This is a genomic window from Rhodococcus sp. NPDC079359, from assembly GCF_040702585.1.
GTDB lineage: Bacteria > Actinomycetota > Actinomycetes > Mycobacteriales > Mycobacteriaceae > Rhodococcoides.
On record NZ_JBFBLH010000001.1, the window covers coordinates 306,438 to 322,259 of the forward strand.

Consider the following 15,822-nt stretch of genomic DNA (forward strand, 5'->3'; position numbering starts at 1 on the left):
CATGGCCCTGACGCCGGTGCTGAGCGAGTTCTGGGGCGAGAAGGACTCGTGGACACTCGACACCTACCGCAGTCACGACGGCTATCGGGGGCTCGAGAAGGCCCTCGCCATGGACCCCGACGATCTCATCGCGTTCGTCAAGGACTCCGGCCTGCGAGGCCGTGGCGGTGCGGGATTCCCCACCGGAACGAAGTGGAGCTTCATTCCACAGGGTGACGGGAAAGCTCACTATCTGGTGGTCAACGCCGACGAGTCGGAGCCGGGCACCTGCAAGGACATGCCCTTGATGATGGCGAGTCCGCACACGTTGATCGAAGGAATCATCATCGCGGCCTACGCAATACGTGCATCGCACGCATTCGTCTACGTTCGCGGCGAAGTGGTACCGGTGCTGCGCAGACTGCAGGCCGCAGTTGCCGAGGCCTACGCCGCCGGCTACCTGGGCAAGAACCTCCTCGGATCGGGGTTCGACCTCGAGCTGGTGATACATGCCGGGGCCGGGGCCTACATCTGCGGCGAGGAGACGGCGCTGCTCGACTCGCTCGAGGGGCGACGAGGTCAACCCCGACTGCGTCCACCGTTCCCCGCGGTGGCGGGCCTATACGCGCGGCCGACGGTGGTCAACAACGTCGAATCCATCGCCAGCGTCCCGGTGATCCTGCGCAAGGGCATCGAATGGTTCCGATCGATGGGAAGCGAGAAGTCACCCGGGTTCACCCTGTACTCGATCTCCGGCCACGTGTGTCGACCCGGCCAGTACGAGGCCCCGCTGGGCATCACCCTGCGGGAACTGCTGGACTACGCGGGCGGTATCCGGCCCGGTCACGAGCTCAAGTTCTGGACACCGGGAGGATCGTCGACACCGATGTTCACCGGCGAGCATCTGGACGTGCCGCTCGACTACGAGGGCGTCGGCGCCGCCGGATCGATGTTGGGCACCAAGGCCTTGCAGATCTTCGACGACACGACCTGCGTCGTGCGAGCAGTGTTGCGATGGACGGAGTTCTACGCACACGAATCCTGCGGCAAATGCACGCCGTGCCGAGAAGGAACCTACTGGCTGGTGCAGATCCTGCGCCGCCTCGACGGCGGAACCGGTACCGAAGCCGACCTCACGACTCTGCTCGACATCGCGGACGGCATCGCCGGAAAATCGTTCTGCGCGTTGGGAGACGGAGCCGCAAGCCCGATCGTGTCCTCGCTGAAGTACTTCCGCGACGAATACATCCGACACGTCACCGAACAGGCATGCCCATTCGATCCACACCGATCGACCCTGATGGCAGAGGAGCTGACGTCATGACGGCACAGACGGAGCAATCGGTCACTCCGGTCGACATGGTGACACTGACCATCGACGACCACGAGATCAGTGTTCCCAAGGGCACGTTGGTGATTCGCGCCGCCGAGCTGATGGGCGTGCAGATTCCGCGCTTCTGCGATCACCCGCTGCTCGATCCGGTGGGGGCGTGCCGGCAATGCCTGGTCGACGTCGAAGGGCAGCGCAAGCCGTTGGCGTCCTGCACCACGACAGTGGCCGAGGGCATGATCGTGCGCACCCAAGTGACATCGGAGTCGGCGGAGAAGGCGCAACGCGGCGTCATGGAGCTGCTGCTGATCAACCATCCGCTCGATTGCCCGGTGTGTGACAAGGGCGGTGAGTGTCCACTGCAGAACCAGGCGATGGCTGCGGGCCGGGCCGAGTCCAGGTTCGTCGAGACCAAACGCACGTACCCCAAGCCGATTCCGCTGTCGGCCGAGGTGTTGCTGGACCGCGAACGGTGCGTCCTGTGTGCGCGATGCACTCGCTTCGCAGCTCAAGTGGCCGGCGATCCGTCCATCGAGCTACTCGAACGTGGTGCGATTCAACAGGTGGGGATCTTCGGCGACGAGCCGTTCGACTCCTACTTCTCGGGCAACACCGTGCAGATCTGTCCGGTGGGTGCGCTGACCAACACCGAGTATCGGTTCCGGGCGCGCCCGTACGACCTCACCTCGTCGCCGAGCGTGTGCGAGCACTGCGCAGGGGGCTGTGCTCAACGCACGGACCATCGACGCGGCAAGGTCATGCGACGGCTGGCCGGTGACGATCCCCAGGTCAACGAGGAATGGAACTGTGACAAGGGCCGGTGGGCATTCAAGTACGCCACCGAACCCGACCGCATCACCTCGCCGATGATCCGCGACGAATCCGGGGAGTTGATCGAAACGTCGTGGTCGGCTGCATTGGCGGCTGCGGCAACGGGATTGGCCGGGTCGGTCGGACGTGCCGCGGTACTCGTGGGCGGACGATCGACTCTCGAAGACTCCTACGCCTATGCCAAGTTCGCCCGAAAAGTTCTGGCCACCAATGACATCGACTTCCGCAATCGGGATCACAGCGCCGAGGAAGCAAGTTTCCTGGCCGGTCGTATCGCGGCGACCGGGTTGGGCGTCACCTACTCCGATCTCGAGAACGCCCCCGTGGTGCTACTGGTCGGCTTCGAGCCCGAGGAAGAGTCACCCCTGGTGTTCCTGAGGCTACGTAAGGCGCACCGCACGAGCGCAGTGGTGGTGGCATCGATCGCGCCGTTCTCCACCCGGGGCCTACGCAAGCTGGACGGCGTCCTGCTGCAGTCGATTCCCGGCGAGGAGCCGGGCTGGCTCGATGCGTTGCACGTCGGCGATCGCGGCACCGAATCGATTGCACACCTCCTCCGGGAGCCCGGTGCGATCGTCCTCGTGGGCGAGCGGCTCGGCTGCGTTCCCGGTGGTCTGGCGGCGGTATCGAAACTGGCGGACGACACCGGCGCGAGCCTGGCCTGGATTCCTCGACGCGCCGGCGAACGCGGTGCGCTCGACGCAGGGGCGCTGCCGAACGTCCTGCCCGGCGGGCGTCCTGTTGCCGATGCGGCTGCGAGCGCCGAGGTGGCCGCGGTGTGGGGAGTGCCCGAGTTGCCGGCGGAGGTGGGCCGCGACACGGCGGCGATCCTGGCCGACGCAGGACCGGATCGCGCTCTGGTCACTGCGGGAATCGATCTCGACGATCTGCCGGACCCCCGGGAGGCACTCGACGCATTGGACCGATCGGCGTTCGTGGTGAGCCTCGAACTGCGCCACAGCGCGGTCACCGAGCGGGCCGACGTGGTGTTCCCAGTGGCACCGGTGGTCGACAAGTCGGGAACTTTCGTCGACTGGGAAGGCCGACCCCGTACGTTCGACACTGCACTCGGTGCAGGCGCGGTGATGCCGGATCAACGCATCCTCGACGCCATCGCCGCGCAGATGGGCGTCGAACTGGCCGTGCCCGACGCGGCAGCGGTACGCGCCGAGTTGGCTCGCCTCGGTGTGTGGAACGGCCCGCGCACCGCGGTGGCCCGGGTGGCGCCCCGCGCGGACGTTCCGACCCTCGGTCCGGGACAGGCGATTCTGGCCACGTGGCGGATGCTCATCGATGCGGGACGAATGCAGGACGGGGAGGACAATCTCGCCGCGACCGGTCGCGCACCTACCGTTCGGCTGTCTGCGGCAACGGCCTCGGCCATCGGAGCCGAGACCGGCGATCTGGTGAGTGTTGCGACGGACCGTGGCTCGATCACGTTGCCGCTGACGATCACCGATCTGCCCGACACCGTGGTGTGGATACCGATGAACTCGCCCGGTTCGACGGTGTATCGCTCGCTTGGGGTGCAGTCGGGCGCAGTGGTGAGTATTCGGCATGGTTCTGCGGAACGACCCCGAGGTGGGCAGTCATGATCATGGCCGCGCCGACCGATCTGTCGATGTTCGGCAACGATCCGTGGTGGTTGGTTGTCGGTAAAGCTTTGGCGGTCTTCGTCTTCCTGGTGCTGACACCGCTGGTTGCGATCTACGCCGAACGCAAGATCATGGCGTGGATGCAGATGCGGGTGGGACCCAACCGGGTGGGCCCGTGGGGGCTGTTGCAGTCGCTGATGGACGGGATCAAGCTGGCATTGAAGGAGGGGATCACTCCGACCGGTGTCGACAAGCCGATCTACGTTCTGGCTCCGATCATTTCGGTGGTTCCTGCGTTCATGGCCTTCGCGGTGATTCCGTTCGGTCCCGAGGTGTCGGTGTTCGGTACGACGACGCCGCTGCAGATGACCGACCTGCCGGTGGGTGTTCTGTACATTCTCGCGGTCACGTCGGTGGGTGTGTACGGGATCGTGTTGGCGGGGTGGGCGTCGGGTTCGACGTATCCGCTGCTCGGTGCGCTGCGTTCGACGGCGCAGGTGATTTCCTACGAGGTCGCGATGGGCCTGTCGTTCGCGGCGGTCTTCCTGTACGCCGGGACCATGTCGACTTCCGGAATCGTTGCTGCGCAACAGAACACCTGGTACATCTTCCTGCTGCTGCCGTCGTTCCTGGTGTACGTGACGGCGATGGTCGGCGAGACCAACCGCGCTCCGTTCGATCTGCCCGAGGCTGAGGGTGAGTTGGTGGGCGGATTCCACACCGAGTACTCGTCTCTTCGTTTCGCCATGTTCATGCTCGCCGAGTACATCAACATGGTGACCGTCTCGGCGCTCGCGACCACGCTGTTCCTCGGCGGCTGGCAGGCTCCGATCCCGTTGAGTCTGTGGAGCGGTGCCAATTCGGGGTGGTGGCCGGTGCTGTGGTTCACCCTCAAGGTCTGGGTGTTCCTGTTCGTGTTCATCTGGCTGCGTTCGACGCTGCCGAGGCTGCGCTACGACCAGTTCATGAGCTTCGGCTGGAAGATTCTCATTCCCGTTGCGCTGATCTGGGTGATGGTGATCGCGACGGTGCGGGTACTCGGGGCCGATCGTTACGACGTACCGCTGGTCACGTTTGTCGTGTCGATGATCTTCGCGGTGGCCGTACTGGGTTCACTGCTGCTGATGGTGCGCAGGCGTGCGCGGGAGCGGAACGTGCCGCCTGGTGTGCCCGTTGCCGAGTTCGACGCTGTGGCAGGCGGATTCCCGATACCTCCCATTCCCACCCAGGGCTCGACTTTCCCGAGCCGGCACGCCGGTGTGCGCTCATCCGCCGCCAGGTCACCGAAGGAGAACGCCGATGCCTGAATTTCTCGGTCCCATAGCCGGTTTCGGAGTCACCTTCGCGACGATGTTCAAGAAGGCCGAGACGGAGTTGTATCCGGAGGAGAAGAAGCCGACGGAGGTTCGCTACCACGGTCGTCATCAACTCAATCGGTACGCCGACGGTCTCGAGAAGTGCATCGGTTGCGAACTGTGCGCGTGGGCCTGCCCGGCCGACGCCATCTACGTCGAAGGAGCCGACAACACCGAGACCGAGAGGTTCTCTCCGGGTGAGCGCTACGGCGGGGTCTATCAGATCAATTACCTGCGGTGCATCGGGTGTGGATTGTGTGTGGAGGCCTGCCCGACCAGGGCTCTCACGATGACCAACGAGTACGAACTCGCCGGTGACAACCGAGCCGATCTGATCTACGAGAAGGACTCCCTGCTGGCTCCGCTCGAGCCGGACATGGTGGCCCCGCCGCACGCGATGGCTCCGGGCCGTTCGGCGGAGGACTACTACCGCGGCATCGTCACCGGCGATGAGAAAACAAACGAAACCGAGGGCGGTCCGGTTCGATGACTGCCATCGCTCAGCTCGCCCTCGAGGCCACGTCCACCGGTGAGGCAGTGCAGTTCTGGACCCTCGGCGTCGTAGCCGTCATCGGTGCGCTCGGGGTGGTGATGAGTACCAAAGCCGTCTACTCGGCATTGTTCCTCGCCGCAACTATGGTGGTGCTGGCGACCTTCTACATGGCGCAGGGGGCGTTGTTCCTCGGTGTCGTGCAGATCGTCGTCTACACCGGCGCGGTCATGATGCTGTTCCTGTTCGTGCTGATGCTCGTCGGAGTCGACACCTCGGAGTCGCTGACCGAAACCCTGCGCGGGCACCGCATCGCGGCCGTCGTCATCGGAATCGGCTTCGGGCTGTTGATCATCGGGGTGCTGCTGCGCGATTCGGTCCGGAGCGGTCGGCTCGACTTCGCCGGTCTCGACGCCGTCAACTCCACCGGAAACGTCGAGGGCCTGGCCGAGCTGATCTTCGTCGAGTACGTGTGGGCGTTCGAGTTGACCGGGGCACTGCTGATCACTGCCACCATCGGGGCGATGATTCTGGCGCACCGGGAAGCTCTGGGGCCGGTCAAGGGTCAGCGAGAAATGGCCCGGGATCGATTCCGCGATGGTTCGAGGGTGACACCGCTGCCGAGTCCAGGGGTGTACGCCCGCCACAACGGGGTGGATCGCCGCGCTCTGTTGCCCGACGGAACCGAATCCGAGTCCTCCGTCAACGCCATGTTCGCCGATCCTCGGATCGAGCGTGACGAGCGATGAATCCGGAGAACTATCTCTACCTGTCCGTTCTGCTGTTCACGATCGGCGCGGCAGGCGTCATCGTCAGGCGCAACGCCATCATCGTGTTCATGTGCATCGAATTGATGCTCAACGCAGTCAATCTCGCGTTCGTGACGTTCTCCCGCATGCACGGCAATCTCGACGGGCAGTTGTTCGCGTTCTTCACCATGGTGGTCGCCGCTGCCGAGGTGGTGGTGGGCCTGGCCATCATCATGGCCATCTTCCGTTCTCGTCGTTCTATCTCCATGGACGAGAACTCACTGATGAAGAACTGACGGGGGAACAACGATGTCGATCCTGTGGCTTCTTCCGGCTCTGCCGGCGTTCGGTGCGGCGTTCCTGTTGCTCGGTGGCCGGCGCTGCAACTCCTGGGGACATCTGGTCGCGACGGCGGCAGCGGTGTCGTCGTTCGTGGTGGCCGCGGTGGTGTTCGCCTCGATGCTCGGGCGTGACGAGTCGAACAGGACGCTCACCCAGACCCTGTTCCGGTGGGTTCCGGTCGACGAACTGCAGGTCGACTTCGGCTTGCGCGCAGATCAACTGTCGATTTGCTTCGTCCTGCTGATCACCGGAGTCGGGTCGCTCATTCACGTGTACTCCATCGGCTACATGAGCCACGACGCCGAGCGGCGGCGCTTCTTCGCGTACCTCAACCTGTTTCTCGCCGCCATGCTGCTGCTGGTTCTGGCCGACAACTTCCTCGGCCTCTATCTGGGGTGGGAGGGAGTCGGTCTGGCGTCGTATCTGCTGATCGGCTTCTGGCAGCACAAGCCGTCGGCTGCATCGGCTGCCCGAAAAGCGTTCGTGGTCAACCGAGTCGGCGATATCGGCCTGGCCGTTGCGCTGATGATCATGTTCGTGAACTTCGGCTCCGTGCAGTACGACGACGTGTTCGCCGGAATCGGCGAGGCGAGCGAATCGGTGGCCACCGCCATGGCGCTGATGTTGCTGTTGGCGGCGTGTGGAAAGTCGGCGCAGGTGCCGCTGCAATCGTGGCTCGGGGACGCCATGGAGGGCCCGACACCGGTGTCGGCACTGATTCACGCGGCCACGATGGTCACGGCCGGGGTGTATCTCATCGTGCGCTCCGGACCGGTGTTCGAGGCGTCGCCCACCGCCCGCGCGGCCACCGTCACCGTCGGTGCGGTCACCTTGCTGTTCGGTGCCGTCATCGGTTGTGCAAAGGACGACATCAAGAAGGCGCTCGCGGCGTCGACGATGAGTCAGATCGGGTACATGGTGCTCGCGGCCGGGCTCGGACCCTCCGGTTACGCCTACGCCATCGTGCTGTTGATCTCGCACGGCTTCTTCAAAGCGGGCTTGTTCCTGGGCGCGGGCTCGGTGATGCACGCGATGAACGACGAGACCGACATGCGACAGTTCGGTGGACTCCGCGCCGCGATGCCGATCACGTTCGTCACGTTCGGCCTCGGCTATCTCGCGATCATCGGACTGCCGCCGTTCTCCGGCTTCTTCGCCAAGGATCCGATCATCGAGGTCGCATTCGCCGCCGAGGGAGTGGCAGGTCCGATTCTCGGCTGCGTGACATTGCTCGGTGCAGGGCTGACGGCCTTCTACATGACTCGGGTGATGCTGTTGACGTTCTTCGGTCCGAAACGCTGGTCCGCGCAGGCACATCCGCACGAGGCGACGGCGACGATGACCGTCCCGATGATCGTGTTGGCCGTCGGCTCGGTGGCGTCGGGAGCCTTCCTCGCGGTGGGTGGGCGCCTCGAGGCATGGCTGGAACCGGTGGTGGGATCGGAACACGAGGAGCACGCGATTCCGGCCTGGGTGGTCACCGTCGCCGTCCTGGTGGTCGTGCTGGTCGGTGCGAGCATCGCGTACCGCAAGTACATCGCGAACGAGGTTCCGCCGACACCACCCGAGGATGTCTCGCCCCTGACCCGAGCTGCACGTGCCGATCTCTACGGAGATGCCGTCAACGAGGCGGCATTCATGCGGCCAGGACAAACACTCACGCGCGCACTGGTGCACGCCGACAACGGTATCGACGCCGTCGTGGACGGGGTGGGGAGCTCGATCGGCGGCGCATCGACGCGGTCCGGGCGACTGCAGACGGGCTATGTGCGCTCGTACGCGTTGGCGATGTTCGCGGGAGCCGTTCTCGTGGTACTGATGGTGGTGGCTCTGTGACGACTCCCTGGTTGACCGTCCTGTGGGTGCTCCCGATGCTCGGAGCGATCGTCGTCGCCCTGGTGCCCGCCGCTCGCCCGACCGTCGCGCGCAGTGTGGCAGTGGGTTTCGCTGCCGGAACACTGGCCGTGTCGGTCGCCCTGGCAGTGTCGTTCGACTCCGGTGGTGATCGGTACCAATTCGTCGAAGACCACTCGTGGATAGCGGCTTTCGGTGCGCGGTACACCCTCGGACTTGACGGAATCGGCCTGGTCCTGGTGTTGCTCACCACCGTTCTGACGCCCCTGCTGCTCGTCGCGGGCTGGTACGACGGCAGTCGCGTCGCGAATTACGGCTCCCGTCGGGTGTCGCACACGTACATGGCGTTGATCCTTGTGGTCGAGTCGATGGTGCTCGTGTCGTTCCTCGCGTTGGACGTTTTGTTGTTCTACATCTTCTTCGAGGCGATGCTGATTCCGATGTACTTCCTCATCGGTGGTTTCGGGGGAGTGCGTCGAACGCGCGCCGCGGTGAAATTCCTGTTGTACAACCTGTTCGGCGGTCTGATCATGTTGGCTGCCGTCATCGGCCTGTACGTGGTGACCGCGCGACCCGACGGGCCTTTCGACGGCGGGACATTCGATCTGCGCGTGATTGCCGACGCGGCGGCATCGGGCGGACTCGGTGTGGATCCGATGGTTCTGAACGCACTGTTCCTCGGCTTCATGTTCGCGTTCGCTATCAAGGCACCGTTGTGGCCGTTCCACTCGTGGCTACCCGACGCCGCAGTGCAGTCCACACCCGCCACCGCGGTGCTGATGATGTCGGTGGTGGACAAGGTGGGCACGTTCGCGATGCTGCGGTTCTGTCTCGAACTGTTCCCCGGCTCGTCGCAGACGTTCGCGCCGTGGATCATCACACTCGCAGTCATCGGCATCGTCTACGGCGCGATACTGGCGATCGGCCAGACCGATATGATGAGACTGATTGCCTACACGTCGATTTCGCACTTCGGATTCATCATCCTCGGTATCTTCGCCATGACCGGTCAGAGTCAGGCCGGTGCCACGCTGTACATGGTCAACCACGGAATCTCCACGGCCGCACTGTTCTTGATCGCAGGCTTCCTCGTGTCGCGTCGAGGATCACGAGCGATCGCCGACTACGGCGGTGTGCAGAAGGTGGCACCGGTGCTCGCCGGAACGTTCCTGATCTCGGGACTCGCCACGCTCTCCCTACCCGGCCTCGCCCCGTTCGTGAGCGAATTCCTCGTGCTGATCGGCACGTTCGGTCGATACGGAGTCGCCGCGATTGTGGCCGCCGGAGCCCTCGTGCTGTCGGCGATCTACATACTGTGGCTCTACCAACGCGTCATGACCGGGCCGGTCCGGGAGGGCAACGAGACGGTGCCCGATCTCGTTCGCCGTGAGCTGGCCGTGGTGGTGCCGCTGATCGCGTTGCTGATCGTGCTCGGGGTGTATCCGAAACCCGCGCTCGATGTCATCACTCCGGCAGTGCAATCCACGATCGTCGACAGTTCAGGAGGTCAGCGATGACCACACCCGAGGTGCAGTACGGTCTGCTGGCACCGATGCTGATCGTGTTCTCGGTCGCAGTTCTCGGTGTTCTCGTCGAGGCGTTCGTGCCGCTGCGAGCCCGTCGGATCACGCATGTGGGTCTCGCTCTCGCGGGACTGGTGGCGGCGCTGGCGGCCATCCTGGGTCTGGCAGGCACCGAGGCGTCGGCGATGTCCGGCGCGGTTGCGATCGACGGGCCGACGCTGTTTCTGCAGGGAACCATTGTGCTGGTGTCGATTCCGGCGATCGCGCTGTTGGCGGAGCGCACCGTTGCAGTCACCGGGGCCGGTGCCGAGCGTCGCATCGATTCGTTCACCCCGCAGGCATCGACCACTCCGGGCAGCGTGGCGGAGAAGGAGGCCATCGATGCAGGCGTCGCCCAGACCGAGGTGTTTCCTCTGGCGATGTTCGCGATCGGTGGCATGTTGCTCTTTCCGGCGGCCACGGATCTGCTGACGATGTTCGTGGCGCTGGAAGTGCTGTCCTTGCCGCTGTATCTGCTCTGCGGACTGGCCAGGCGACGGCGCTTGCTCTCGCAGGAAGCTGCCCTCAAATACTTTCTGCTGGGCGCGTTCTCGTCCGCGTTCTTCCTGTTCGGGGTTGCCTTCCTGTACGGATACGCCGGAACCGTTCGGTTGGACGGCATCGCCGACGCCATCGCGGTGGACGGTCAGGGCAGATCGCTCGCGCTGATCGGAACCGCCCTGCTCGCGGTGGGTCTGTTGTTCAAGGTCGGTGCTGTGCCGTTTCATTCGTGGATTCCCGACGTCTACCAGGGTGCCCCCACGCCGGTGACGGCTCTGATGGCCACGGTGACCAAGGTCGCGGCGTTCGGTGCGATTCTTCGCATCTTCGGGGTGGCGCTTCCCGGTCTCGAATCGAGTTGGCGGCCGATGCTGTGGGTCGTGGCGATCGCAACCATGGTGCTGGGTTCCGTCGTCGCGGTGACGCAGACCGATGTCAAACGGATGCTGGCATACTCGTCCGTTGCGCACACCGGATTCATCCTCACCGGAGTGACGGCACTGGGTGATGTGGGTGATTCGGGTGTGTCGGCCACGATGTTCTATCTGTTGGCGTATGCCTTCAGCACTCTCGGAGGGTTCGCGATCATCGGTTTGGCGCGCGACGAACGCGGTGAAGTGAGCGATCTGGAACGGTGGGCCGGAATCGGTCGTCGGTCACCGCTGGTGGCGGCAGTGTTCGGGTTGTTCCTGCTCTCGTTCGCCGGCATTCCGCTCACCAGTGGATTCATCGGCAAGTTCGCGGTGTTCAGCGCTGCCTCGGGCGCTGGGGGAGCGGCACTGGTCGTGGTCGGAGTGGTGTGCAGCGCGATTGCAGCGTTCTTCTACGTGCGGGTGATCGTGCTCATGTTCTTCACCGATCCGGGAGAGCGGACCGCCACGATCGTGCGGCCGACGGCGTCGGTGTCGTGCGCGATCGGGGTCTCGGTGGTGGTCACCGTGGCCCTCGGAGTCTTCCCGCAGCCCGTTCTCGACCTGGCTGCGCGTGCCGGGAACTTCCTGTAGCCGTCGAGCAATCAGTTCGGAGACTTCATTCGCTGCTTCCACGTGTGCGAGCCGCTACCGACCGGGAGTCCACCGATGGCTCCCGCGAGTCCGAACGCAGGCATGTTGACGTAGATCGCCTCACTGTTCTGTGCTGTCGCGGTATAGGTTTCGTGCCACACACCGACATGGCGGGTTGCGGCTACCGATCGATTGAAGGCGCGCCAGGCGGGTGCATGTGGTGCGTCGGGGTCGGAGGCGAACCGGGTGAGGTCCTCGGCGTTGCGCCAATAGCTGACCAGCATGGTGGTGCGTCCCAACCACGAGTGGTATCCGAGCAGCCCGGAGGCGGGATCCCGCTCGAGATGGCCGAGCATCCGCGGCATCGCCCGCACCGCGGGTAACCAGGAGCGAACGGCAAGGGGATTGTTGATGCGCATTCCGATGAGGAAGACCGTGACGGTGTCTCGTTCGGATTCGACCGTGGTGCGGCCGTCGATGATGGTTGGCATGACTTGTTCCCGTCCGTTCGATGATCGAAGCGTTGTGTGACACTGTTATAAAACACCGTTGTGGTAGGTTTCGCAAGTGGCGAGACCAAGAATTCACGACGCCGAGTTGCGGACACGGCTACTCGAGGCCGCGGCGGAAACCGTTGCGCAGCAAGGCGTCGACTCGTTGTCGCTACGTAAACTCGCGGCTGCGCAGAGCACCTCGACCACCGCGATCTACTCACTGTTCGGTGGTCGCGCCGAGCTGCTCGTGGCACTGTTCGCCACGTCGTTCTCGAGTTTCGGGGACGCTCAGCGCAGGGTTCCGGTCACCGGCGATCCCGAGGTCGATCTGCGTGCACTGGCTATCGCGTACCGAGAGTGGGCGCTACGTAATCCGCATCTGTACGCGGTGATGTTCGGCGGAGTACTCGGTTCGATCGATGTATCCGACGAGGCGCAACTCGCATCCGCGGCTATGGACCCGCTCCGGGCGGCGGTGGCACGCGCCGTTGCGGACGGCATCATGGCCGGGGCGCCGGTCGAGTTGATCAGCCACTCGTTCTGGGCGATCGTGCACGGTCTGGTGTCGTTGGAACTGGCGATGCCGACGAACTCCGACGACGAGACCCGTCGGGCGACGTTCGAAGCCGGAACGGAGTCGGTGCTGCGAGGGTGGACGCGTCAGTAGGTGCGCGGGATCCCGAGGATCTTGGTGGCATCGACGGTCATGCCCAACCGTGCCGTCGGAGCGAGTGCAGGCAGATCCGGAAGATCGTCGGGAGTTGCTGTCGCAGCGCCGATCACAGCGCCGCCCGCGATCTCGAAGTCGGAGATCGCTCGTCGAAGATGACTGGGGGTCGTCGCCAGCACGAGATCGTCGACGCCGATCTCGGCGGCCAGTGCGGTAGCTCGCTGTGCGTTCTGCACCGTCGAATTCGCGGTCGATTCGGTGTGAATGCGGTCGGCCGCGATGCCTTCCTCGACGAGCCATCGCTGCATCGCCTCGGCCTCGGTGACGCCGCTCTGCGGATTTCCGCCGGTGACGATGATGGGGGACTCGGGGGAGCGCTCCGCCGCGGCGACGGCCGAGCGCAGACGCTCCACCAACTCCGGGGTCGTGCTGCCGTCGCCGTTCAGGCCCAGACCGAGTACCACGATCGCGGTGCGGGGTCCGTCGGTGATCGGGTCGAAGTCGATTGTCTCCGTCGCGGCTTCGTCGATGACGGCGATGGCCCGGTCGACTGCATCGGCGAGGGCGGGAGACAGCGTGTGCAGGCGAGCCGAGTGTTGCGCACGCGCATCGGTATCGGCGGTCGCGTTGGCATAGAACGTTTGCAGCGCTGCCACGTTGGCGTCGTCCGGGGCGGCGAGTGCGAGTGCGTCGAGGGCAGCGAAACCGTCGTCGTAGCGACCCTTCACCAGTGCGTCCTGCGCGCCGTTGTACTGATCTGCGTCGGCCGAGCGGACCGACTCGGCGGCGGTTGCCGGGGCCGACGCCTCGGGATCGGCCACTGCCGTGAACGAGCCGAAACCGACGGCGAGGGCAGCGGCACAGGACACGACGGCAACGCGAACGGTCGGGTGTCCTCGGCCTTGTCGCACTGCTGACGTCCTTCCGAACGGTGACGGGTTTCCGCCACCCTAGCTCAGTTCGGTGCCTGTGTGACTAATGTGAGCAGAGTTGTTCGAGTTACATGAATGTACTTCTGAGCAGGGATTGTCCTGCCCTCACATCGTGACAGGGGCGCGTCCGCGATCGGCGGGTTCGATGGTCACCTCGGCATCGGGAAGGAACACCCGTTCGGTCGTCGTGGTTCCGTCGACGCCGTCGGTCACCGTCACCGCCACGCTCTCGGCAACCTGGCCCGCGCTCTCGATGAACCCGGTCGCGACACCCTCCTCTATGAGCAGGTGATCACCCACCAGGAGAAGAAGCTCGTCCGCCGTCACCGTTCGTCTGCCGCCCACATCTTCGATAGTCATGAATCCCAGCGTAATGCGCTGCGCTGCACTGTGCTGTTGCATGTCCGACACAGTGCCGTCGCATGTTCGACAATCGCAGCAGGAAAAGGGGCGGAGGCCAATGCCTCTCAGCGGGGAGGACGGTATGTTCGCGCATCGGTCCGCGGGAAGACGAGGTTCACGAACGGATCGACGGGACCGCCGGGCGCTGAGGGCATAGCGTAGACACACGACACGACCCCCCATACGGAAGAAGGTGTTTCGGTGACCGACTCCGATGCAGGATTCGACCCGACCGCGCTGCGGCCCTCGTTGTTCGTCGACGGGCAGTGGCAGGGATCCGGTGACGGCGGAACCCGAGACATCGTGAACCCCGCGGACGGCAGCACGGTCGCCGTCGTGGACGAGGCCACTCCGGACGATGCTCTGCGCGCGGTGGCCTCGGCGCGGGCGGCGTTCGACGACGGGCCGTGGCGGTCGGTGACGGTGGGTGAGCGCAGCAATCTGTTGAATCGCATCGCAGATCTGCTCCAGAGAGACAAGGCCGAGCTCGCGCGTATCGAGACTCTCGATACCGGAAAAACGTTCGGCGAGAGTGAAATCGACATCGACGACGTGACGTCGGTCTTTCGCTTCTACGCCGATCTTGCAGTGGTCGAAGCCGATCGTCTGATCGACGTCGACCGACCCGAAATCATCAGCCGAGTGGTGCACGAACCGATCGGCGTCTGCGTCATGATCGCGCCGTGGAACTATCCGCTGCTGCAGATCTCGTGGAAGATCGCCCCGGCGCTGGCGGCCGGCTGCACGATGGTGCTCAAGCCGAGCGAGGTGACTCCGCTCAGCACCATCGCGTTCACCAAGTTGGTGGAAGAAGCCGGAGTGCCGGCCGGTGTGGTCAACCTGCTGCAGGGCAGCGGCGCGGTTCTCGGGGACGCGCTCACCAGGAACCGCGACGTCGACTTCATTTCCTTCACCGGTGGGCTGGCGACAGGTAGGCACATCTTGGCCGCGGCGGCCGAGAACGTCACCAAGGTGGCCGTCGAGCTCGGTGGCAAGAATCCACATATCGTGTTCGCCGACGCGGTGGCCGACGATCAGGCATTCGCCGACTCGGTCGACAACGTCCTGACCGGAGTCTTTCTGCATTCGGGTCAGGTGTGTTCGGCAGGCACCCGGCTCATCATCGAAGAATCGGTCGCCGACCGTTTCGTTGCTGCCGTTGCCGAACGTGCGAAGACCATCGTGATCGGCCCGGGTATGGACCCGGCCAGCGAGACCGGACCGCTCGTGTCGCAGGCTCAGCGAGAGAAGATCGCAGCCTTCGTCGCGGGCGGAATCGAAGAGGGTGCGACGTTGGTCATCGGTGGTACCGAACCGGACAATCCGGAACTGGATGCCGGCAGCTACTTTCTGCCCACGATTTTCGACCATTGCGATCGGTCGATGAATATCGTGCAGGAGGAGACATTCGGGCCCATACTCACTGTGGAACGCTTCGACACCGAGGCCGAAGCACTCCTGCTGGGTAACGATACGAATTACGGTCTCGCCGCGGGAGTTCGGACATCCGACGCCGCGCGAGGCGAAAGAATGGTGCGTGGGCTTCGCCATGGAACGGTGTGGCTCAACGACTTCGGTGTCTATACCGCTGCCGCAGAATGGGGCGGCTTCAAGCAATCCGGTAACGGCCGCGAACTCGGTCCGTCCGGAATGTCCGAATATCAAGAGGCGAAACATATTTGGCACAACACCTCGCCCACGGCGGCGGGGTGGTTCGGCACCCGATAACGAA

14 protein-coding genes are annotated in these 15,822 nt (G+C 64.4%); 11 read left to right on the forward strand and 3 right to left on the reverse strand.

The features are described from left to right. The first annotated feature begins 1 nt into the window (after position 1). From nuoF to nuoN, 9 genes are read left to right on the forward strand one after another with little or no spacing between them, the layout of a single operon-like run. Complete coding sequence (gene nuoF, locus AB0362_RS01505; protein ID WP_317784219.1) at positions 2-1,303, forward strand: NADH-quinone oxidoreductase subunit NuoF; 1,302 nt, start codon at positions 2-4, stop codon at positions 1,301-1,303. Further along, the gene (locus tag AB0362_RS01510; RefSeq protein WP_366234686.1) at positions 1,300-3,735 is read left to right on the forward strand and encodes an NADH-quinone oxidoreductase subunit G; all 2,436 of its coding nucleotides are present in this window, start codon (positions 1,300-1,302) and stop codon (positions 3,733-3,735) included. Before nuoF ends, AB0362_RS01510 begins: the two co-directional genes overlap by 4 nt. Further along, a complete protein-coding gene (nuoH, locus tag AB0362_RS01515) occupies positions 3,732-5,042 on the forward strand; it encodes an NADH-quinone oxidoreductase subunit NuoH (protein ID WP_317812927.1) in 1,311 nt (436 codons plus the stop codon). Before AB0362_RS01510 ends, nuoH begins: the two co-directional genes overlap by 4 nt. After that, positions 5,035-5,580 (forward strand): NADH-quinone oxidoreductase subunit NuoI, encoded by a 546-nt coding sequence (nuoI, locus tag AB0362_RS01520; protein WP_068050732.1) that lies wholly within the window; start codon positions 5,035-5,037, stop codon positions 5,578-5,580. The genes nuoH and nuoI overlap by 8 nt, the downstream gene beginning before the upstream one ends. Continuing rightward, positions 5,577-6,329 (forward strand): NADH-quinone oxidoreductase subunit J, encoded by a 753-nt coding sequence (locus tag AB0362_RS01525; protein WP_366234687.1) that lies wholly within the window; start codon positions 5,577-5,579, stop codon positions 6,327-6,329. Before nuoI ends, AB0362_RS01525 begins: the two co-directional genes overlap by 4 nt. Beyond that, entirely contained in the window at positions 6,326-6,625 is a 300-nt protein-coding gene (nuoK, locus tag AB0362_RS01530) for an NADH-quinone oxidoreductase subunit NuoK (protein ID WP_008717020.1), read from the forward strand. The genes AB0362_RS01525 and nuoK overlap by 4 nt, the downstream gene beginning before the upstream one ends. Positions 6,626-6,638: 13 nt before the next feature. Beyond that, positions 6,639-8,507 carry an NADH-quinone oxidoreductase subunit L gene (gene nuoL / locus AB0362_RS01535; RefSeq protein WP_094642093.1) on the forward strand — a complete coding sequence of 623 codons (1,869 nt, stop codon included), beginning with the start codon at positions 6,639-6,641 and terminating at the stop codon, positions 8,505-8,507. Next, the gene (locus tag AB0362_RS01540) at positions 8,504-10,042 is read left to right on the forward strand and encodes an NADH-quinone oxidoreductase subunit M (RefSeq protein ID WP_366234688.1); all 1,539 of its coding nucleotides are present in this window, start codon (positions 8,504-8,506) and stop codon (positions 10,040-10,042) included. Before nuoL ends, AB0362_RS01540 begins: the two co-directional genes overlap by 4 nt. Continuing rightward, the gene (nuoN, locus tag AB0362_RS01545) at positions 10,039-11,592 is read left to right on the forward strand and encodes an NADH-quinone oxidoreductase subunit NuoN (RefSeq protein WP_366234689.1); all 1,554 of its coding nucleotides are present in this window, start codon (positions 10,039-10,041) and stop codon (positions 11,590-11,592) included. The genes AB0362_RS01540 and nuoN overlap by 4 nt, the downstream gene beginning before the upstream one ends. A gap of 11 nt (positions 11,593-11,603) precedes the next feature. Here the strand turns inward: nuoN and AB0362_RS01550 are convergent, their stop codons facing one another. Then, on the reverse strand, positions 11,604-12,083 hold the full coding sequence (locus AB0362_RS01550; protein ID WP_366234690.1) for a DUF4188 domain-containing protein: 480 nt from the start codon (positions 12,081-12,083) through the stop codon (positions 11,604-11,606). Between the two features lie 76 nt (positions 12,084-12,159). Between AB0362_RS01550 and AB0362_RS01555 the strand changes: the two genes are divergently transcribed. Further along, positions 12,160-12,753 carry a TetR/AcrR family transcriptional regulator gene (locus AB0362_RS01555; RefSeq protein WP_366234691.1) on the forward strand — a complete coding sequence of 198 codons (594 nt, stop codon included), beginning with the start codon at positions 12,160-12,162 and terminating at the stop codon, positions 12,751-12,753. On the opposite strand, the gene AB0362_RS01560 is transcribed toward AB0362_RS01555, so the two are convergent. Next, complete coding sequence (locus AB0362_RS01560; RefSeq protein ID WP_366234692.1) at positions 12,747-13,667, reverse strand: YdcF family protein; 921 nt, start codon at positions 13,665-13,667, stop codon at positions 12,747-12,749. The genes AB0362_RS01555 and AB0362_RS01560 overlap by 7 nt on opposite strands. Positions 13,668-13,793: 126 nt before the next feature. Further along, positions 13,794-14,048: a hypothetical protein gene (locus AB0362_RS01565; protein WP_068050740.1), complete on the reverse strand. Its 255-nt coding sequence runs from the start codon at positions 14,046-14,048 to the stop codon at positions 13,794-13,796. A 243-nt stretch (positions 14,049-14,291) separates the two neighbouring features. On the opposite strand from AB0362_RS01565, the gene AB0362_RS01570 reads away from it, so the two are divergent. After that, the gene (locus tag AB0362_RS01570) at positions 14,292-15,818 is read left to right on the forward strand and encodes an aldehyde dehydrogenase family protein (RefSeq protein WP_094642083.1); all 1,527 of its coding nucleotides are present in this window, start codon (positions 14,292-14,294) and stop codon (positions 15,816-15,818) included. Positions 15,819-15,822 lie beyond the last annotated feature (4 nt).

Coding starts and splice junctions, on each gene's coding strand:
- AB0362_RS01565 (WP_068050740.1), bottom strand. CDS start 14,048: ATGACTATCGAAGATGTGGGCGGCAGACGAACGGTGACGGCGGACGAG.
- AB0362_RS01550 (WP_366234690.1), bottom strand. CDS start 12,083: ATGCCAACCATCATCGACGGCCGCACCACGGTCGAATCCGAACGAGAC.
- nuoI (WP_068050732.1), top strand. CDS start 5,035: ATGCCTGAATTTCTCGGTCCCATAGCCGGTTTCGGAGTCACCTTCGCG.
- AB0362_RS01525 (WP_366234687.1), top strand. CDS start 5,577: ATGACTGCCATCGCTCAGCTCGCCCTCGAGGCCACGTCCACCGGTGAG.
- nuoL (WP_094642093.1), top strand. CDS start 6,639: ATGTCGATCCTGTGGCTTCTTCCGGCTCTGCCGGCGTTCGGTGCGGCG.
- nuoK (WP_008717020.1), top strand. CDS start 6,326: ATGAATCCGGAGAACTATCTCTACCTGTCCGTTCTGCTGTTCACGATC.
- nuoF (WP_317784219.1), top strand. CDS start 2: ATGGCCCTGACGCCGGTGCTGAGCGAGTTCTGGGGCGAGAAGGACTCG.
- nuoH (WP_317812927.1), top strand. CDS start 3,732: ATGATCATGGCCGCGCCGACCGATCTGTCGATGTTCGGCAACGATCCG.
- AB0362_RS01510 (WP_366234686.1), top strand. CDS start 1,300: ATGACGGCACAGACGGAGCAATCGGTCACTCCGGTCGACATGGTGACA.
- nuoN (WP_366234689.1), top strand. CDS start 10,039: ATGACCACACCCGAGGTGCAGTACGGTCTGCTGGCACCGATGCTGATC.